This window comes from Flavobacterium denitrificans DSM 15936 (assembly GCF_000425445.1).
Classification (GTDB): domain Bacteria; phylum Bacteroidota; class Bacteroidia; order Flavobacteriales; family Flavobacteriaceae; genus Flavobacterium; species Flavobacterium denitrificans.
On sequence record NZ_KE384378.1, the window covers coordinates 553,193 to 574,442 of the forward strand.

Consider the following 21,250-nt stretch of genomic DNA (forward strand, 5'->3'; position numbering starts at 1 on the left):
TCTAGCAATAATTAATCAATTTTTAAAATAAGAAATCATGGCAATAGTTCAAAAAGAAAAACTGACAAGAGATTTACTAATAAGTCTTTTTATATATTCATTGCCGGTATTGGCAATTTATCTTTATTTCAAATTAAGCAATAATCCAGTAAGCGAATCGCATATCACATTGCCTTCATTTTTAGAATTTATACAACCTGCCTTTGCAAACATCAGAACTTGGGGATTAACCGTATTTATGATCGTATTAGGAATCATAGAATTTGCTGCAGGATTGTATGACGATCAATGGACGGGTGAAGAACGAAAAATTGATATTGTTTCTTTTTTAGCGCCAAAATTGCTTTTACCTCCAATTATTGCTTTTTTCAGTTTAACAGCTTTGCCTTATTTAATTCCGAATTTGGCTAATTCCCTTTCTTGGGTTCCATTCTGGGGAGGTTTTTTCCTGATTGCCATTGCCGATGATTTGACGCAATACTGGTACCATAGATTACATCACCAAGTTCCGTTTTTATGGCGTTTTCATAGAACCCATCATTCGGCTCCTTACATGGGAATGGCGATGGCCTCCAGACAAAACTTTATTTATACAGTATTCTTCTCCCAAATTTATTTGACTGCAACATTGACTTATTTAGGTTTAGGATTACCGGCCTTATTTGTTTTGGTCATCAAAAGTTTCATCACTTTGGGCGCTCATTCAAGCATTGCTTGGGATAAACCATTTTACAAATACAAAGTATTACATCCTATCGCTTGGGTTTTGGAAAGACTAATTTCAACTCCTGCAACGCATCACGCGCATCACGCAGATACAAGCGGAGACGGTGTGGGTCACTTCAAAGGAAACTTTGGAAATATGTTTTTCATTTGGGATGTCATTTTCGGAACTGGACTAATTACACGCAAATTCCCGGAATCATACGGAACAAAATCATACAAACAAGAAGAATGGTATGCACAGTTTTTGTGGCCAATATTCAAGTCTAAAAAAGAAGGAAGCTCTCTTGCTGATGGTGTTTTGTCACTTCCATCAAAACCAAAAGTTGTTGAAGAAGCTCCAACTCCAATATTAGAGCAAGTTTAATCTTAAAACAAAGATGAAAAACTCAACATTCAAAAATAGTTTGACAGCAATTGTATTTTTACTTGCAATTGCTGTTTTTTCGCAAAATAAAAGCAGAAATACTTTGACTTTAGATTCTTTTTATTCTAAAATCCAAAGCCAAAAAAATCCGCAGATTATTGATGCGCGAGGTCCCGATGAATTTGCTTTGAATCATATTATTGGAGCTGTAAATTTCAATTTAGAATCCAAAGATTATGCAAAGCAAGTTGCAAAATTAGACAAAACAAAACCCGTTTTTATTTATTCCATTGGAGCTGGAAGAAGCGTTCAATTGCAAAATGAATTGCTTAAAAACGGTTTCGCTGAAGCTTACAGTTTAGAGGGCGGAATCGCTAATTGGATTGGTGGTGGAAAACCTTATTTTGCCAATTCCAAAAGCAAACTGACTTTGGCTGAATACAATAAAATTATTTCTGAGAACAAAGCGGTTTTAGTGGATATTGGCTCTGTTTATTGTGGCGCATGCAAAAAAGTAAAACCAATTTTAGAAACTATCAAAGCACAATATGGAACCAATCTAAAAGTAGTCGAAATTGATTTGGAAGACAACACGCAAGTCATCGCCGATTTGAAAACAATAAAAGTTTTCCCGACTTTAATTTTATATCAAAATGGAAAAATCATTCTCAAAAAAGAAGGTTTTGAAAATTTGAAAAATGAGGTTGATGTGGCTTTGGCTTCTAAATCATAATTTAATTTTTACAAGAAGATTTACCCACATTTTTTGTCATTTCTCGTTCCTCGAAATGACAAAAAATACGTGCACAAAATGAGAAAGACGCACTGCTGTACGCCTCTACAATAAAACCTTTGTCTAAAAACAACTTACCAAAACATGGCAACTTATAAAAAAATAACCAAGATTGTTATCCCCATTATAATCATACTCTTTCTTTTAGCAGTATTTCTTTTCTGGCCAATAAACACAGACGGAACTTTGATAAAACCCAATGAAAAACTAGCTGAAGGAAAAGCAGCATTTTTAGCACAAAAAGATACCTCAACTTCTCAAAAAAAGCCAAACATCATTATTCTTCTTGCTGATGATTTAGGCAAATATGATATTTCATTATATGGAGGAAAAGAAGTTCCAACACCTCAGATTGATTCTTTAGCCGCTTCCGGAGTTACTTTTACAGATGGTTACGTTTCTGCTTCAATCTGTTCTCCGTCACGCGCAGGATTACTTACAGGACGTTATCAAGAACGTTTTGGCCACGAATATCAGCCGGGCGACCGTTATCCAAAAAATAACTTGGAATATTATGCTTTTAAATATTTGATTAATACTAATAGCTGGAGACTTAATGATAAAATCAATTACCCAAATAAAGCGTCTATAGCCACACAAGGTTTACCACAATCTGAAATCACTTTTGCGGATTTGGCAAAAAAACAAGGTTACAGCACTGCAATTATTGGGAAATGGCATTTGGGGCATAACAAAGGATTTTTCCCTTTAGACCGCGGTTTCGATTATCATTACGGATTTTATCAGGCTTTTTCGCTTTATACTCCAGAAGATGATAATCCGGATATCATCAATCATCATCATAAAGATTTTACCGATAAAATGATTTGGGGAAATGGGCGTGTCGGAATTGGGCAAATTCGTCGCGATACTACTATTATTCATGATAAAACGTATTTAACAGAAACCTTTGCTGATGAAGTTGAAGCATTTATTGATAAAAATAAAAATAAACCGTTTTTGCTTTACGTTCCGTTCAACGCGCCACATACGCCGTTTCAGGTTCGTAAAAAATATTACGATCGTTTTCCGAATGTAAAAGACGAAAACAAACGTGTGTATTATGCGATGATCAGCGCACTTGATGATGCCATTGGAAGAATCAGAGCAAAAGTCAAAAAAGAAGGTCTAGAAGATAATACGTTAATCATTTTTGCCAGCGACAACGGTGGTGCCGATTATACTTTTGCAACAACAAATGCTCCATTAAAAGGAGGCAAATTTTCACATTTTGAAGGTGGAATCAATGTTCCGTTTGCACTTTCGTGGAAGGGAAAAATAAAACCGCATACTATTTATAAAACCCCTATAAGTTCACTAGATATTTTCAGCACGATTGCTTCTGTTACGGGTTCTGGCTTGCCAAAAGACCGTGTTTATGATGGCGTTGATTTGATCGATGTGGTCAATAATAATAAAGAAGCGCACAAAAATTTATATTGGCGTTCTGGCGATGCAAAAGCGATTCGAAGCGGAAATTGGAAATTAATTGTAAGCGGCAAAACACACGAAACATGGCTTTATGATTTAGCAAAAGACAAATCTGAAACTACAGATTTAGCTTCAAAAATTCCTGAAAAAGTAAAAGAACTGCAAACTGCTTTGCAAAATTGGGAAAAAGTATTAATTAAACCGCTTTGGCCTAATTTGACTTATTATGAATTCGATTTTGGAAAACAAAAATACTTTGTGGATTTGTAAAAAACCTTAGCTAAAAATTGCCTCCAATTAGCACGAATTTAAATTTGTAAAAATTTGTCTAATTCGTAACAAAAACCTTTCCTGCCTTATTTTTATTCTATTTAAAAACATCAAAATCAATGAAATACCAAAGCATTTTAGAAACCATAGGAAACACGCCTCACATTCGATTAAACAAGCTTTTTCCATCACATGAGGTCTGGATTAAATTAGAAAAATCAAATCCGGGTTCCAGCATCAAAGACCGAATCGCATTAGCAATGATTGAAGACGCCGAAAGAAAAGGACTTATAAATGAAGAAACTACTATTATAGAACCTACTTCCGGAAATACGGGAATCGGACTTTCATTAGTAGCAGCGGTAAAAGGTTACAAAGCAATCATTGTTATGCCGGAATCAATGAGTATTGAACGTCGAAGAATCCTGAATGCTTACGGCGCCGAATTTGTTTTAACACCAAGAGAAAAAGGAACTTCGGGAGCTGTCGAAAGAGCAAAAGAATTAGCATCGACGATTAAAAATTCATTTCTTCCATCACAATTTACCAATAAAGCAAATGTCGAAATCCATGAAAGAACAACGGCTCAGGAAATTTTAGCTGATTTTCCAGATGGCATCGATTATCTAATTACCGGAGTTGGAACAGGAGGACATATTACCGGAGTTTCTAAAATACTAAAACAACATTTTCCAAATCTGCAGACATTTGCTGTTGAACCAGCTTTGTCTCCTGTTTTAAGTGGCGGTATTGCCTCTCCTCACCCGTTTCAAGGAATTGGAGCAGGTTTTATTCCCGAAGTTTTTAATCGTGAGTATGTAGATCAAATAATAACTGTTGACAAAAACGAATCTTACAATTTTACAAAAAGAATCGCCAAAGAAGAAGGAATATTTGCAGGAATATCTACTGGAGCCGCGCTCGCATCCATTTCCAAAAAACTTAAAAATATTCCGGAAAATGCCGTTATTCTAACCTTCAATTATGATACAGGTGAAAGATATTTATCAGTAGATGAATTGTTTGATTAAAATTAAAAAAGCAAGCAAATCCTATCAAAAAAATGATTATTTTTTTTTGATATTTTGAATAATTATAAACCAAGCGACTGTTAAGAAAAACAGTCGCTTTTTTACATTAAATTTGACACAAACAAGTTAAAATTTCACAAATTGTTATAAAAATCATACTTTTTAGCTTAATTTATGTTAATTCGCTTCATTTATCACAAAAAACTAAAAGCTTTGATTAAAAATTAAGCAATTTATTACATCATTTTTTACAAAATTAGGTTTTTTTCATCATAATTGTTACAAATAATACAAAAACAATCATTAATGTTATATTTAATGTTAAAAACACTCTTTTACTTAACATATATTTAAGATATTTGAAAGAACTAATTTAAACACAATAAAAAATGAAAATTAATTTAAAGCATTTTTTGTGGCTGCTGCTCGTTTTAAGCGTGCAAATAGCTGTGGCCCAAGGAGGGACAATTTCAGGAACCGTTACAGACAATAAAGGGGTTCCAATTCCAGGAGTGAATATTGTACTAAAAGGAACAAGTGTAAGTACACAAACTGATTTTGATGGAAATTTTAAAATTCAAGCCAATACGGGTGATGTTTTAGTAGCTAGTTATGTTAGTTTTGCTACCGTCGAAGTAAAAGCTTCAAATGCTATGACAATAAAAATGGTGGAAACTCAAAATGAGCTTGAAGCCGTTATGGTTGTAGGATATGGTACCCAATCAAAAAAGAACTTAACCGATAATATTGCCCGTGTAACTGCCAAGGATATTCAGCAGATACCGGTTTCAAATGTTCAAAATGCTTTAGTTGGTAAATTAGCCGGAGTGCAGATTACGCAGACCAACGGTAAAGTCGAAGGCGGAATAAACATTCGTGTACGTGGTGCGGCGAGTATTAGTGCAGGAACACAGCCCTTGTATGTTTTAGATGGAATTCCGCTGATCAATGATAACGAATCAAGCAACGGAGCACCAACAAACCCTTTGCTAACTTTAAGCACAAACGAAATTGAATCGATCGATGTTTTAAAGGATGCTTCTTCTGCAGCGATTTATGGTGCACGTGGGGCAAACGGAGTTGTTTTGATTACTACAAAAAAAGGAAAAGAAGGAAAAGGTAATTTTTCGCTAAACTTTTCGCAAGGTGTTAGCGAACCAACGCATAAAAGAAAATGGCTGAACGCAAAGCAATATGTTGAATTATTGCAGGAAGCCGGACGAAATGTAGATGATCTAGAGTCAGTTGAAGACGAGTTAGAATATTTATCTCAAGGAACAGACTGGAGAAATGGGGAAGTTGATACAGACTGGCAAGATATTGCTTTTAGAACTGGCTATACTACTGATGCAGATTTTAGTGCTTCTGGCGGAGATGACAAAACTAAATATTTCTTCTCTGGAGCCTATAACAATACAACTGGAATTATTGATAGCAATGATTTAGAAAGAATAACGGCGCGATCCAATCTATCGCATAAAGTTACTGATCGTTTTACAGCTGGAATTAATTTTGGTTTTTCAAGATCTGTAATCCATAGAGTTCAGGATGATAATTCATTCTCAACACCCTTGCAATCTGTAGCTCAGGCACCAATTTCACAAGCGAGATTAGAAGACGGAACGCCAAACCCGAATACAGAATATGTCAACTATTTACTGGCAAAGGACAATACATCTTGGAAAACGATTATGAGAAGACTTACCGGAAAAATTTTCGGAGAGTTAAAACTCGCGAAAGGTTTAAAATTCAATTCGGATTTCTCATATGACCTTTTGATGCAGACTGAAGATTATTGGCAAGGAAAAAACGCACCATTTATGGCTACAGACGGAGCTGTATTTGCAACCTCTGTCAATACAGAAAATTACGTTTTCAGTAATTACTTTACTTATGACCATACTTTTGCTGAAAAACATGTTTTGAATGCTGTTGCAGGTATGGAATTCAACAAATACAACAGACGTTACCAAGATGTGAACAGTATTTATTTCCCAAATGATGATTTCCACACTATTGACGGAGGTGCTGAGGTAAATGAAGGTCATGGAAATGAAACGGATTATGCATTTGTTTCTCAGTTTGGAAGATTAAATTATTCTTATGCTGGAAAATATCTTTTTAAAGCGAGTGTACGTCGTGATGGTTCTTCTCGTTTTGGAAAAAATGAAAGATTTGGAATCTTCCCTGCTTTTTCAGCAGGTTGGGTTATTTCTCAAGAAGAATTCTTAAAAGACAATAATATTTTAAGTTATTTAAAAGTCAAAGCCAGCTGGGGTAAATTGGGAAATGCAGAAATCGGAAACTTTGCATCCCGCCAATTGTACAGACCAAATCCGTATAATTTAAAATCGGGACTTACTTTTGATCAAGCTGGAAATGATAATTTGACTTGGGAAAAATCTACTCAGACTGATCTTGGTGTTGAAGTAGGTTTCTTAAACAAAATAACGTTTGAAGCCGATTACTATCAAAAAGATACTGATGGCTTGCTTTTCCAAGTGCCTTTGCCTTTAAGCTCTGGCGCAACTTATATCAATAAAAATATTGGCAAAATAAGAAGCAGCGGTTTTGAATTTACTTTGAACACAAAAAACATTGAAACAGAAAACTTTAAATGGAATACAAGCTTCAACCTGACTACAAATGAATCAGTAGTAAAATCGTTGCCAAATAACAATACTGATATTATTCTTGATTTCGGAATTAATAGAGTTGGCGAAAACATTTCATCTTTTTATTTAGTCGAATATGCAGGAGTAGATCCGGCAAACGGAGATGCACTTTTTGTAAAAAACACAGTAAATGCAGATGGAAGCCTAGACAAAAGCACTACAAACGATTACAGTGAAGCAAAAAGAATTATTAGCGGTAATCCATTCCCAACTTTAATGTCTGGCCTTACCAATACCATGACCTATAAAGGTTTTGACTTTACTTTTACTTTTCAAGGAGAATGGGGAGCAAGTATTTATAATTCGGCAGGACAATACATGTCTACTGCTGCAGATTATTTTGACAACCAAACGGCTGATCAGTTAAACAGATGGCAAAATCCTGGAGATATTACTGATGTGCCTCAAGCACGATTTGGAGCTTCAAATGGAACTCAAGCCTCTACACGCTACTTAGACAAATCAGATTTTATTCGTTTAAGAAACTTGACTTTCGGTTACTCATTACCTAGCCAAGCAGTTAAAAAAATGCAATTGAGCAGCTTGAGAGTTTATTTTACTGCTGTCAACTTGCTTACTTTTACAAATTATGAAGGATATGACCCAGAAGCAAGAAGAGATGATTCAAGAGCAAGTGGAGCTGCAGTAATTGGGGAAGATTTTTACTCGGCACCGCCTGCAAAAACAATAGCGATAGGAGTAAATATTAATTTTTAAAAATGATCAAAATGAAAGCAAATAAATTAATACTACTTATAATTTTCACCGTATTTTTTGCTAGCTGTGAAAACGAATTAGATTTAGATCCTAAGCAAAGAGAAGATGCAACAGTTACATTAAGTACTGAAGGAGGTGTAACAAATGTTTTAACTGGAACCTACGCTCTTGCTGCCAACGGAAATGCTTACGGTGGCCGTGTTTTGCTTTATGCAGATTTACTTGGCGTAACAGGCTCATTAAGCACAACCGATTTAAGATGGCGCGGGTCTTTTGGAGAACTTAGACAAATGTACAACAAGCTTATGCTGTCTGACAATGTGATCATTGAAGGAACCTATTCAAGACTTTATTCCATCATCAATGCGTCAAATACGGTAATCGAAAATATTGACAAAGTAAAAGATCCAGACAAACAAAAGGTTATGATTGGAGAAGCTAACTTTTTAAGATCATTGGCATACTTCGATTTGGTTCGTTTTTTCGCAAAACCTTACGTAAGCGGACAAGCCAATACACAATTAGGAGTTGTAATTCGACCAAATGCTATTTACGATTTCGGTGCTGATCTTTCAAAAGAAAGAAGCACGGTTGATGAAGTTTACAAAGTAATTATCGACGGATTAAACCTGGCTTACACTAATCTTCCAGAAGAAAACTCTTTTTATGCTGACAAATATTCAGCTAAAGCTTTACTCGCAAGAGTTTATCTGCAACAAGGAAATTACACTGCAGCAAGAGATGCCGCTAATGATGTTATTGAAAACAGCGGGCACAGTTTATCTGCAAAATATGCCGATGCTTTTAATCATGACACAGACAAAGCAGAAGATGTTTTTGCCATCCAAATTACCAAACAAACAGGTTTGAATGATATGGTAACTTTTTATGCTTCTGAAGGAAATGGAGGTCGTGGTGGAGATTTCACAATCAGAGATGCGTATTTGGAAAAATTTAGCGATCCCGATGACAGAGCCGTTTTTAATTATGTAAATGAAGACAACGGAAGACTTTTGACTTCTAAATTTACAGATCAATTTGGTGATGTGCCGCTTATTCGTTTGGCCGAAATGTATTTGATTAGAGCTGAAGCGAATTTACGTTTAGGAACTGCAACTGGAGACACTCCATTAAATGACATCAACCTTATTCGTACAAGAGCAAACGCTGACGAATTGCTAACACTAACTGTCGATGATATTTTATTAGAACGCCAACTGGAATTAGGAATGGAAGGATTTTTAATTCATGACATCCGAAGAACCAAACAATCAATCGACATCAGTGCAGATGGAGATGGCTCAGACTTGCTTCTATATGATTCCAACCGATTGGTATTCCCTATTCCATTAAAAGAAATGGATGCCAACAAAAAAATTACGCAAAATCCAGGTTACGGAAGTTAATCTAAAATCTTTTAAAAAAACAAAAAACCATTCGCAAAACGAATGGTTTTTTTGTCCCAAAAAAAATATATAAGTAAAATAGAAAGGTAAATTCAGTCGGAAAATTTATTACGCTTCAGCTGGTACTTTTTTCTTTAATTCCTGTGCAATAGTCAACGTAATGGGATCCAAATGCCCCGAATAAAAAGTATCTAATAATTCCTGAAATATCGGATTTGCATTTTCTACTTGAACAAAAAGGCTCAAAGAAGAGCGTAATTTACGAGCGTCTAATTCGCCGAGAATAGCCTCAATAGATTTTGTTTTGTAGTTTAACAAAAGCTGTGCAATTTCAACTAAATGTTTCGCTAAAACGGGATGATTTAAATAAGCTTCTGCTTCTTGAAGATCGGCAATAGCATAATAATTTGCAATATTGCTTTTTCCTAATCCCTTGATCTGCGGAAAAATAAACCACATCCAATGCGTTTCTTTTTTCCCTTTTTTCAATTCCGAATAAGCTGTCAGATAAAGCTTGTTTTGTGCATCTAGAAAACGTGTCAAATCAGTATTATTATAAGCCATAGAGGTAAAATTTTATAGAGGTTCAACAATTTAGCTGCTGTTTTAAATTATATTCCAAAACTACTTAGGAAGCTTATCTTTCAGTTATATAATTTTTTATACTTCGTTATATAATTCCAATTTGAGAAGAGAAGAACAAAGAACAAAGAACAAAGAACAAAGAACAAAGAACAAAGAAGAATGAACAAAAAAGAATGAAGAAAAAAGAATGAAGAAAAAAAAAAAAAAAAAAACAGTTGCAAAAATTTACAACTGTTTTGATAGGATCACTTTGTATGCTTATTATTTAAACTCGTTGAGCGATTTTTCTATAATTTCAAGACATTCATGAATTTGTTCTTCAGTCATCACTAATGGCGGTGCAAATCTAATTTTGTTTCCATGAGTTGGTTTTGCTAATAATCCGTTGTCTCTAAATTTCAAACAGATTTCCCAAGCCAGATCAGACTCTTCTCCACTATTAATTACAATCGCATTCAAAAGTCCTTTTCCGCGAACCAACGTTATCAAATGATTTCTTTCTGCGATTTTATTTAATCCTTTTCTCAAAATAGCGCCTAGACGTTCTGCATTCTCAGCTAATTTTTCTTCTTTCACCACTTCAAGTGCTGCAATCGCAACCGCCGCAGCAACCGGATTTCCACCAAAAGTTGATCCGTGTTGACCTGGTTTTATTACATTCATGATTTCATTGTTTGTCAAAACTGCCGAAACCGGATAAACACCGCCAGAAATTGCTTTTCCTAAAATTAGAACATCTGGTTGCACATTTTCGTGGTGAACGGCTAATAATTTTCCAGTACGCGCAATTCCGGTCTGAACTTCATCTGCAATAAACAAAACATTATGTTTTTCGCACAACGCTTTTGCTTTCGCCAAATAACCTTCTGACGGAACATAAACACCCGCTTCACCCTGAATTGGTTCAACCAAAAATCCGGCAATATTTTTAGATGATTCTAAAGCTTTTTCAAGAGCTTCCAGATTATCATATTCAATTTTTATAAATCCGTCTGTAAAAGGCCCAAAGTTTTTACGTGCCGTTTCATCATTTGAAAATGAAATAATCGTAGTGGTTCTTCCATGAAAATTATTTTCGCAAACAATTACTTGTGCTTGATTTTCAGGAATACCTTTTACTTCATAAGCCCATTTTCTGCATATTTTTAGTGCGGTTTCAACAGCTTCTGCTCCAGTATTCATTGGCAGCACTTTATCAAAACCAAAATAATTGGTTACATATTCTTCGTAATTTCCTAGTTTATCATTGTAAAAAGCACGTGAAGTCAAAGTCAGTTTTTGTGCCTGATCAACCATAGCTTGCACAATTTTTGGATGGCAATGTCCTTGATTCACCGCAGAATAAGCTGATAAAAAGTCGAAATATTTTTTTCCGTGAACATCCCATACATATACACCTTCTCCTTTTTCTAGAACCACAGGAAGCGGATGATAATTATGAGCTCCGTATTTATTCTCTTTTTCAATCAAAACTTCCGATTTTGATGAAAGTGTATTTTCTGTATGTGCCATAATATGTTATTTTTTTAAATACAAAAATATCAAAAATTCTCAAATACAGTATTAAAAAGTAAAAATTAAACTTTCAATTAACAAAAATAAGTCAAATTAAATTTTTAAATCGAAAATAAAATCAAATTACCTTATTTGGTGTTTGGATTTTATTCCTGATTATTGAAAAAAATAGTTACTTTTATAAATCAAAAAAGAAAACAAACTCAATTTGAAAGAATGGATATTTTAGACGAATTCGATATTAAAATACTGAAAGAATTAGAAAAAGACGGAAGAATGGCTTTTTCTGCCATTGCAACCAATTTAAAGATTTCGAATACAATGGTGCATCAACGCGTAAACCGTATGATCGAGCAAGGCGTTATTGGCGGAATTAAACCCATTATTCAAGAAAAAAATATCGGCTTCGACTGGGCATCTTTTACCGGAATCACTTTAAACAAAGATTCTGATTCTGATCGAATTATCGAGGAGATGAAAAAAATCCCTGAAATTACAGAATGCTACTATGTTACTGGTTCTTTTACGCTTTACATAAAAATTGTCGCGAAGAATCACGAACACATGCGAAAAATTCTTTACGAAAAAATCGATAACATTCCCGGAATTGCCAAAACTGATTCTATTATAGAATTAGGTTGTGCTTTCAAAAGAAATATTACGTTATAAATCTTCTACTTTAGCTTTTGCGCTTTTTACGAAAACGCGCTTCATTAAACGATAAACCATGAAACATAAAAGATTTCAAATTCAGAAAATATTTACCATTTTCTTGTTTATGACAGCTTATTTACTGCAGGCGCAAAACCCTAAAGGAAAATTATTCATAATTGGTGGAGGTGATCGTTCTGATGATTTGATGAAACAAGTTTTGGCAGTAGCCGAATTAGGAAAAAAAGATTATATCGTGGTTTTGCCCATGTCAAGCGAAGAACCAGACAGCTCCTTTATTTTCTTTAAAACACAAATGGTAAAATTGACGCAGAATCCAATTGTAATGCTGAATTTCAATAAAGAGACTGCGCAAAATAAAAAACTAACCGATTCTGTTCAAAAAGCAAAACTGATTTTTATAAGCGGAGGCGATCAAAGCCGTTTTATGGCTGTGGTTCACAATACGCCAATCAAAACGGCGATTCAAAAAGCATACGAAAACGGAAGCACGATTTCTGGAACGAGCGCCGGAGCAGCCGTTATGTCTGAAAAAATGATTACCGGAAATCAGAAATTAGAAAAAGAATATTCGGGCACTTTTGATAATATTAGATACGACAATTTAGAAACTTCTGAAGGTTTGGGCTTATTAAAAACTGCCGTTATTGATCAGCATTTTTTAAAAAGAAACCGTTACAATAGATTGCTATCTGCTTTAGTTGAATTTCCTGAACTAACAGGAATTGGCATCGATGAAGCAACTGCAATCATTGTTCGAAACAATCAGGTTGAAGTTGCAGGAGAAAGCGAAGTTATTGTGGTTCGCAAACCAAAAGGCATTAAAAAATCAAATAAAAACAATCTTATATCGATCGAGAATTTACAAATGAGCATTTACACTCCCGGTCAAAAGTTTAATATCAAATAATCATGCATTTCTATTCTAAAATAATAAAATCCTTCTTTTTCATTTGTTTGAGTTTTCAAATTTCGGCACAAAATAGCAACGCAAAAGAAATTGCTCGACTAGAAAATCTTGCCAAAAAAGTTACTATTATTAGAGACAATTGGGGTATTCCGCATGTTTACGGAAAAACAGATGCTGACGCTGTTTTTGGATTATTATACGCACAATGCGAAGATGATTTCAAAAGAATTGAAATGAATTATATTGAAAAACTGGGACGTCTTTCTGAAATAAAAGGACAATCGGTTTTATACAATGATTTAGAAATCAAACTTTTAATTGACGTAAACGAAGCGAAAGCTGATTATAAGAAAGCACCAGAATGGCTCAAAAAACTTTTGAACAGTTATGCAGATGCTATTAACTTTTACTTGTACAAACATCCAGAAGTAAAACCAGTTTTATTGACACATTTTGAACCTTGGTTTCCTTTGCTTTGGACAGACGGAAGTATTGGCGCCATTAGTACCGCTGATCTCTCTACTTCCGAATTAAAAGCTTTTTACTCTGGTAATAACGATAAGGTCGCGTATGTTGAAAGAGAAAAATACGTTCAAACCGGCTCAAACGGATTTGCATTTGCCCCATCTAAAACCGCAGACGGGAATGCAATTTTATACATTAATCCGCATACTACTTTTTATTTCAGGCCTGAAGTTCAAATTACAAGCGAAGAAGGTTTGAACGTTTACGGCGCAGTAACTTGGGGGCAATTCTTTATTTATCAAGGTTTCAACGAAAACTGCGGTTGGATGCACACATCTTCAAATGTAGATGTTGCCGATATGTATGCCGAAAAAATCATCAATAAAAACGGGAAATTATTTTATGAATTTGATAAAAAACTTTTGCCCGTAATTGAGAAAGAAATCACAATAAATTATACCGAAAACGGAAAACTGATACCTAAGAAATTCAAAACGTATTTCACTAATAACGGCCCAATTATGGCCAAACGCGACGGAAAATGGATTAGTTTAAAATCAAACAATCGTTCGATGACCAGTTTGATACAAAGTTGGATTAGAACAAAATCTAAAAACTTTGGCGATTATAAAAAAGCAATGGATTTAAAGGCCAACACCTCAAATAATACAGTTTATGCTGACAGCAAAGGAAATATTGCTTATTGGCACGGAAACTTCATTCCGATTCGCGATAAAAAATTGAACTGGGCAAAAGTTGTTGATGGTTCGACTTCTGCAACACAATGGAAAGGTTTGCATGAAGTAAATGAAACTGTTCATGTTTACAATCCAGTAAATGGCTGGCTCCAAAACTGCAACTCCACTCCTTTTTCTGTTGCCGGAGAAAACAGCCCAAAAAAAACCGATTTTATTCCATACATGGCGCCAGATGGGGAAAATTTTAGAGGAATTAATGCAGTCCGAATTTTCAGCAAAGGCAACAAATATACTTTAGACAAAGTAATTGCTGATGGTTATGATTCTAAATTATCGATTTTCGAAATATTGATTCCGAGTTTAGTAAATGTTTTTGAAAAGAATACAAACCCCGAATCTTCTGAATATGTGACTCTAAAAGAACCAATAGCAATGTTGAAAAATTGGGATTACTATGCCAATGAAAATTCTATTGCGACCACTTTAGCTGTGGAATGGGCTTATAAATTAAACCCGATTATTCTAAAAGCTTATGTCGATGAAGGCGAAAAAGACCAAGTTGAAAACACAAAAGATTTTGCAAAAAATGCTACAGTCGAGCAAATGATTCCGCAGTTGCAGACGGTATTAAAAGAATTAGAAACAAAATTTGGAACTTGGCAAGTGGCTTGGGGCGAAATCAACCGTTTTCAGCGTTCTAGCGGCGATATTGATTTAAAATATGATGACAACAAGCCAAGTTTGCCAATTGGTTATGGTCCTGGTTCATGGGGAAGTTTGCCTTCTTTCAAAAGCAGTTATCAAAACAATTCTAAAAAACGTTATGGTTATAATGGAAACAGTTTTATCTGTGCAGTTGAATTTGGCCCAAAGATAAAAGCAAAATCATTATTAGCTGGCGGAAACAGTGGCGACCCAAACTCTAAACATTTCACTGATCAAGCAGAAATGTATCAAAAAGGAGAATTTAAAGAGGTTCTTTTTTATAAAGAAGATGTCATTAAAAATGCAGAAAAGACGTACCATCCCGGAGAATAGTCAAATTCAAATCAATTTGTTAAATAACCTTTCAAGAAATACCTTGTAAGGTTTTTTTGTAACATAATATTTCTGATATTTGTTAAAAATTGTAAAAAATGAAAAATTCAATCGCACTTATTTTTGCAACTATAATCTTTTCTGCCAACATGAATGCACAATTAAAACCAGTAAAATATGCTGAGGGCAATCAGACATTAAATGGATTATCTATAAAACCGGCTAAAAAAAATGCTAACAATCCTGGGATTTTATTACTGCCTGCATGGCTTGGAATTGATAATGCCTCTAAAGGAATTGCTGAAGATTTATCAAAATTAGGTTATACTGTTTTTATCGCTGATATTTATGGGGAAGGGAATTACCCAAAAAACACTTCAGAAGCAGGAAAACAGGCCGGATTCTATAAAACAAATTATGAAGCGTATCAAAAAAGAATCAACGCAGCTTTGCAAGAATTAATCAAATCGGGCGCAAATGCTGATAATATCGTGATTATAGGATATTGTTTTGGAGGAACTGGAGTTCTTGAAGCTGCACGTGGACATCTAAACGTAAAAGGAGTTGCATCATTCCACGGTGGTTTAGGCAAAGATGCCTCAAGAAAAACAGAACCCATTACTACTAAAGTTTTGATTTGTCACGGAGCTGATGATCCATTCGTTTCAAAAGAAGAAATCACAGCTTTCCAACAAGAAATGCGCGACTCAAAAGCAGATTGGCAAATGATATATTATGCAAATTCTGTTCACTCTTTCACTAACCCAGAAGCAGGAAACGACAATTCAAAAGGCGCTGCTTATAATGCGGTTGCTGCAAAAAGATCTTTTGAGCATCTGAAGCTTTTTCTTAATGAAGTACTAAAAAAATAAACGCTACATACCGAAACAACCCAATCAAAATCAACAAATCAACCAATGTCACATAGTCCGATTAGAGAAGATAAAACATGTTTAAATTGCAGACATGTTGTCGAACATAAATTTTGCCCCAATTGCGGTCAAGAAAACACAGATTCCAGGAAAACATTTCATCATTTATTCATCCACTTTTTTGAAGATTTAACGCATTATGAAAATGCATTTTGGAAAACAATAAAAAATCTTCTTTTTAAGCCTTCAACCTTAACTAAAGAATATCTTTCAGGAAAAAGATTATCTTATCTGGCACCAGTTCGTCTTTATATTTTTATCAGTTTTATTACCTTTCTTTTAATTGCATTATTTCCAAGTAAAATAAGTGAAGACTTGACAAAAGGCGAAAAGGAAATCTCATCCAATTTCGAAAATGTAAATAAAAAAGAAACTAAAAACCAGAAGGACAAATCATACCTTAAGTCGAAAACATTGGACAAATCCTATTTTCAGCTGCGACCAATGAAAGAAATCGATTCCATTCAAAAATATGGAAAGGAAAGCGAAAAGTTAAATACAACATCGTACTGGATTTACGAAAAAGCCGTTCATGTGACTGAAAACAATACAAAACGAGAAATCATTAAAAAATTCATAGAGTCCTTTGTACATAACATCCCTAAGATTCTTTTTATCATAATGCCATTTTTTGCTTTCTTTTTATGGCTCTTTCATGGTAAAAAACGTTGGTACTACTTCGATCACGGGATTTTTACACTACATTATTTTTCGTTTCTGCTCTTAATATTTCTCATTTTATTCATAATCAACAAAATAGCTTTATTATTTGAAGGAAATGGCATAATTTCATTTATAGCAATCCTCATTAACTTTGTAGGTATTACTTGGATGTGCTACTATTTTTATCCCGCGCATCACAGATTCTATGGGGAGAGCAGATTTGTTTCATTTGTAAAAAGTGTATTCCTTTTCATTATAAATTCGTTTTTTATTTTATTTTTACTGACATTCTATGTTCTTTACATATTCATTAATTTACACTAACCCAAAATGAAAAAAATTGTAATTCTGTTATTAATTGCTTCGGCTTTTTCATGTAAAAATTCGCAGACTGTCGCTTCAAAAGACAATTCAGACCCAACGAAATACATGAACTCGATCACGGCAAAAGACTTAAAAAAAATGCTTTATGTTGTTGCTTCTGATGAAATGGAAGGTCGCGAAACAGGTTCGAAAGGACAAAAGAAAGCTGGGCTCTACATGATCGAGCAATACAAAAAAAATAAAATTTCGTTCCCAAAAGGAGCAACAGATTATTACCAACATATTCCAGCATCTTTTTTAAATGCCCGACGCAATGAAAACTTGCCAGATTCAGAAAACATTTGGGCGTACATCGAAGGATCTGAAAAACCAGATGAAGTTTTAGTAATTTCTGCACACTACGACCACGTAGGTATTAAAAATGGAGAAATATACAACGGAGCTGACGATGATGGTTCTGGAACTGTAGCGGTTATAGAAATTGCTAAAGCATTTGCAAAAGCTAAAAAAGAAGGACACGGGCCAAAACGTTCAATTTTATTCCTACATGTTACTGGTGAAGAGCATGGTTTACACGGATCTCGTTTCTACTCTGAAAATCCATTGTTTCCAATCGCAAATACAATTACTGACATCAATATTGATATGATTGGCCGTCGTGATGTTGAACATACAAACACAAATAATTATGTATATGTAATTGGAGCTGACAGATTATCTAGTGAATTACACAATGCAGTTGTAGCTCAAAATGATAAATACATCAAAATGGACTTGGATTTTAAATTTAATGACCCAAAAGATCCGAATCATTTCTACGAGCGTTCTGACCACTATAACTTTGCTAAACACGGTATTCCGTCAATCTTTTTCTTCAATGGAGTTCACGCAGACTATCACGGAAAAGACGATACCCCTGAAAAAATAGAATACGACGCTTTAACAAAAAGAGCACAGCTAGCTTTTGTACTTGCGTGGGATTTAGCTAACAGAGAAAACAGACCAGTAGTGGATAAGAAATAGCTTTCTTTAAGCTTCTAAGGTACTGAGGGGCTAAGGTTGTCTAAACTATAAAAAAAGGGATGAGTAAAATTACTCATCCCTTTTTTTATAGTTTAAAATTTAAAAGCGCAAAACATCAAGATTTAATTGATCTCTAGTTTTTTACAATTTTTTCGTAAAGATTGTTTCCATTCATTAGTTCAACTTTCAAAAAATACAGCGCTTTTGGTAATTTAGAAATATCGATTTTATTTGATTTTACGCTGGTTAGTATCAATTTTCCTGAAAAATCGTATAATTCAATCTTATAAATATCATCTTGATCTATAGCAACATTAACGATAGAAGAAGTTGGATTTGGATATACTTTAATATCGTAATTTTTCTGATTTTCAACCTGTTCTCCAATTCCCAGCATTTGATCTAGAATATTATATTTATGAATAAAACCACGGTACCAACTGTAGGAACTATACGTGTATATTTGAACTCCGTTTCTTCCCGTCAAAATAATATTATTGGATGCATCTTTAGCAGAACGCGTATAAGTTAATTCTCCTGGCAACTTAAAACTTCGTACTAATTGAGCATTTTTATCTACTACTTTGACTAAATTGTCCCAATAAGTATTCACCAATAAGTAATCGCCTAATTCAAATAAACTGGCATAACCACTATAAGGCTCGGTTCCTCTTGCTAAAACTTCTAAATCTTTATTGTATAAAGTGAGCTCATGATTATCAGTAATCATAAAATTGGTATTTCCAGAAGTACATGCAATTCTATTTATTCTGTTGTCAACTTTTATGTATTTATAATCATTTAACAAACTAAGGCGATGCAATTTATACTCACTTTGCCCCCAAGCAGAAGAGAAAACAAGGTTCCATTTACATCAATTGACGAAACTGCCATTGCAGTATAGGTGCCTTCTAAACTTATTTTTCGCTGAAACTCCAGGTTTAGGTTTTTATAAACTTCAATTCTTGGATTGGTATTGTTATAAGGATTATTATCACCTGGAAACATATAAGTATAAGAGTCTCCATTTTTAGACGTAAAATTCCCTAAATAATTAACACCTTCAAAAACTTTACTAGTCAACAACCTTCCGTCTTTAGAACTTAGATTATATATTGTCGTGTCTTCATCAATTGTTATTGGATTTGAGATTGGAAGCGATACGACGTTTATATTTTTTTCTTTATCAAAATAGATATTACTTGACTGATAGCTTGGAACATCAAAAAGAAGATTTCCTTGTTCTGAAATCTTTAAAAATTTATATTTTCCGTCTTCAGTTTTGGCATTTATGTAAATATTATTTTCTAAATCAATAATTATATTTACATCCTCAGAGGTTAATGGCCCTATAATATTGTATGGAATCTCTATTGTCCATAATAGCTTTAAATTTGAATCATATTTATACAAATTTCTTTGTAATGGCCCGCGAGAACCTCCAATTTCTAAATTATCAGGACCAAGTTTTTCTTCAGAAGCTATTATATAATTATTTTTATTATCGATAAGTATCTTCTGTCCAAATGCTTTTGAAGTACCCTCTCCGGAATAACGATACGTTTTTAAAGGCTTTTCCGGCTGAATTCTTTGAACCACCACATCTAATTCAGTATAATAATCTGATGTTGGGTAACCTTTCTCATACGTAGTCCCAGCTACAATTAAAGTTTCATTATCTAACTTACAAAAATCATCAATCTCTAAACCTGTATGCTGAAAATCGCGAACCAAATTTAATTTCTCATCATAGACTTTAATAGCCTCTTTTGTTTCTATAAAAAAGCTGTTATCTTTATTTTTTTTGAAATTATTTATGACAATATCATTTTTGATAGTTTCTTTATAAACAGATCCCTTATCATCTAATTCTAGCAAGCTTAATTGTGCAGATTTGTTAACCTCATCTTTATCTATATAATTCAATAAACACAAATGTCCTTCTAAATTAAAATATGTGGTTATAAGATGTCTCATTCCTCCATTTGGAGTAGCAGTTTTATAAAGTAAGCCTAATGAAGTATCAAACTTGATGTTGTTAATAAATCCATTTTTAAAAGATGCATAACTGAGAAATACGTTATTAAACTTGTCAAACTGTAAATCCGCATCTACAAAAGCATTACTATCTTCAATATCAATAATTGGATTTAATGGAACATCAATTACCGAATTTTTACCGATTTTTTTTATGTAATGCAAAGGTTCATTTGTATACATAACATACTTTCTATATAACATATAATAAAAACCATCTCGATAAAAAAAGTTATTATATACGTTAAAATTACCCACAAATTGAATTAAATCTGGTTGTGTATATTTTTCAACAACAACGCCTTTGTCATTAAAAGAATAAAAATTGACATCTACTTTTTGAGGATCTTCATTGTCAACAGAATTGACTACATGAAGTATATTATTCTCATCCAAAAAAGACTTTTGAAAACGATAATTATAATTTTTTGGTGTGCTAGGATTATCAAAATAATAATGCCACAATTCTGAACCTTCAGAATTATAACAAACTACAAACAATATACCTGTTGTATTTGAAAGATTGCTAACTACACTTCTCCCAATTGTAATGATATTATTATTCTTGTCAATATGCGTGGCCAATGGCACATCATACGAAATATAGTTGTCTATTGAATATCTTTTTTTCCAAATTAGATTCAACTCCTTATCAAGTTTTGTCGTTAAGATATCTGTATAGGTACTGTCTCTTTCAGTAGTTGACGTTACAATTATATTACCAGCATTATCAACATTAGAAAAATAAGAAACATCTCTATTAGTATGACGGTTGAGAGCAAATGTTTTCTTCGCTGTAGGAGTTAAAAACTCCTGACCAAAAGAACTAGTAAACGCAAATAAAAAAAGTAGAAGTATTCTCATAAAAATATTAAAGTGTTATAGTCACAAATATAACAGAATCTATATAATAAAAAAGGGATGAGTTTTATAAACTCATCCCTTTTTTATTATATAAACTAAAGTCAAAGAAAA

16 protein-coding genes are annotated in these 21,250 nt (G+C 33.7%); 12 read left to right on the top strand and 4 right to left on the bottom strand.

All coding sequences use genetic code 11. The features are described from left to right. The first annotated feature begins 37 nt into the window (after nt 1–37). The 6 genes from H600_RS0118995 to H600_RS0119020 all read left to right on the top strand — a co-directional run bounded on the left by H600_RS0118995 (nt 38) and on the right by H600_RS0119020 (nt 9,413). Nucleotides 38–1,090 carry a sterol desaturase family protein gene (locus tag H600_RS0118995; RefSeq protein ID WP_026730275.1) on the top strand — a complete coding sequence of 351 codons (1,053 nt, stop codon included), beginning with the start codon at nt 38–40 and terminating at the stop codon, nt 1,088–1,090. 13 nt (nt 1,091–1,103) lie between these two features. Continuing rightward, complete coding sequence (locus H600_RS0119000) at nt 1,104–1,823, top strand: thioredoxin domain-containing protein (protein WP_026730276.1); 720 nt, start codon at nt 1,104–1,106, stop codon at nt 1,821–1,823. Between the two features lie 144 nt (nt 1,824–1,967). Next, complete coding sequence (locus H600_RS0119005) at nt 1,968–3,584, top strand: sulfatase-like hydrolase/transferase (RefSeq protein WP_026730277.1); 1,617 nt, start codon at nt 1,968–1,970, stop codon at nt 3,582–3,584. Nucleotides 3,585–3,703: 119 nt separating this feature from the next. Then, complete coding sequence (gene cysK / locus H600_RS0119010) at nt 3,704–4,615, top strand: cysteine synthase A (RefSeq protein ID WP_026730278.1); 912 nt, start codon at nt 3,704–3,706, stop codon at nt 4,613–4,615. 389 nt (nt 4,616–5,004) lie between these two features. Continuing rightward, nucleotides 5,005–8,007 (top strand): SusC/RagA family TonB-linked outer membrane protein, encoded by a 3,003-nt coding sequence (locus H600_RS0119015; RefSeq protein WP_026730279.1) that lies wholly within the window; start codon nt 5,005–5,007, stop codon nt 8,005–8,007. A gap of 11 nt (nt 8,008–8,018) precedes the next feature. Continuing rightward, the gene (locus H600_RS0119020) at nt 8,019–9,413 is read left to right on the top strand and encodes a RagB/SusD family nutrient uptake outer membrane protein (protein ID WP_026730280.1); all 1,395 of its coding nucleotides are present in this window, start codon (nt 8,019–8,021) and stop codon (nt 9,411–9,413) included. A 108-nt stretch (nt 9,414–9,521) separates the two neighbouring features. Here H600_RS0119020 and H600_RS0119025 read toward each other — a convergent pair whose 3' ends face one another. Both H600_RS0119025 and rocD read right to left on the bottom strand, forming a co-directional pair. Continuing rightward, nucleotides 9,522–9,977 (bottom strand): DUF1810 domain-containing protein, encoded by a 456-nt coding sequence (locus H600_RS0119025; protein WP_026730281.1) that lies wholly within the window; start codon nt 9,975–9,977, stop codon nt 9,522–9,524. A gap of 282 nt (nt 9,978–10,259) precedes the next feature. Further along, complete coding sequence (gene rocD, locus H600_RS0119030) at nt 10,260–11,510, bottom strand: ornithine--oxo-acid transaminase (RefSeq protein WP_026730282.1); 1,251 nt, start codon at nt 11,508–11,510, stop codon at nt 10,260–10,262. Between the two features lie 219 nt (nt 11,511–11,729). On the opposite strand from rocD, the gene H600_RS0119035 reads away from it, so the two are divergent. The 6 genes from H600_RS0119035 (at nt 11,730) to H600_RS0119060 (ending at nt 18,238) form a co-directional block, all read left to right on the top strand. Then, a complete protein-coding gene (locus H600_RS0119035) occupies nt 11,730–12,182 on the top strand; it encodes an Lrp/AsnC family transcriptional regulator (RefSeq protein ID WP_026730283.1) in 453 nt (150 codons plus the stop codon). Nucleotides 12,183–12,240: 58 nt separating this feature from the next. Continuing rightward, entirely contained in the window at nt 12,241–13,095 is an 855-nt protein-coding gene (locus H600_RS0119040) for a cyanophycinase (RefSeq protein WP_026730284.1), read from the top strand. A 47-nt stretch (nt 13,096–13,142) separates the two neighbouring features. Then, the gene (locus H600_RS0119045) at nt 13,143–15,296 is read left to right on the top strand and encodes a penicillin acylase family protein (RefSeq protein WP_245176602.1); all 2,154 of its coding nucleotides are present in this window, start codon (nt 13,143–13,145) and stop codon (nt 15,294–15,296) included. A 98-nt stretch (nt 15,297–15,394) separates the two neighbouring features. Further along, nucleotides 15,395–16,168, top strand: coding sequence for a dienelactone hydrolase family protein (locus H600_RS0119050; RefSeq protein ID WP_026730286.1), 774 nt, complete (start codon nt 15,395–15,397; stop codon nt 16,166–16,168). A 45-nt stretch (nt 16,169–16,213) separates the two neighbouring features. Next, nucleotides 16,214–17,215 carry a DUF3667 domain-containing protein gene (locus H600_RS0119055; RefSeq protein WP_026730287.1) on the top strand — a complete coding sequence of 334 codons (1,002 nt, stop codon included), beginning with the start codon at nt 16,214–16,216 and terminating at the stop codon, nt 17,213–17,215. A 6-nt stretch (nt 17,216–17,221) separates the two neighbouring features. After that, entirely contained in the window at nt 17,222–18,238 is a 1,017-nt protein-coding gene (locus tag H600_RS0119060) for a M28 family peptidase (RefSeq protein WP_026730288.1), read from the top strand. A 133-nt stretch (nt 18,239–18,371) separates the two neighbouring features. Here H600_RS0119060 and H600_RS0119065 read toward each other — a convergent pair whose 3' ends face one another. Both H600_RS0119065 and H600_RS0119070 read right to left on the bottom strand, forming a co-directional pair. Continuing rightward, complete coding sequence (locus H600_RS0119065; RefSeq protein WP_157509954.1) at nt 18,372–19,061, bottom strand: T9SS type A sorting domain-containing protein; 690 nt, start codon at nt 19,059–19,061, stop codon at nt 18,372–18,374. After that, on the bottom strand, nt 19,040–21,139 hold the full coding sequence (locus H600_RS0119070; RefSeq protein WP_026730290.1) for a hypothetical protein: 2,100 nt from the start codon (nt 21,137–21,139) through the stop codon (nt 19,040–19,042). Before H600_RS0119070 ends, H600_RS0119065 begins: the two co-directional genes overlap by 22 nt. Nucleotides 21,140–21,250: the final 111 nt, after the last annotated feature.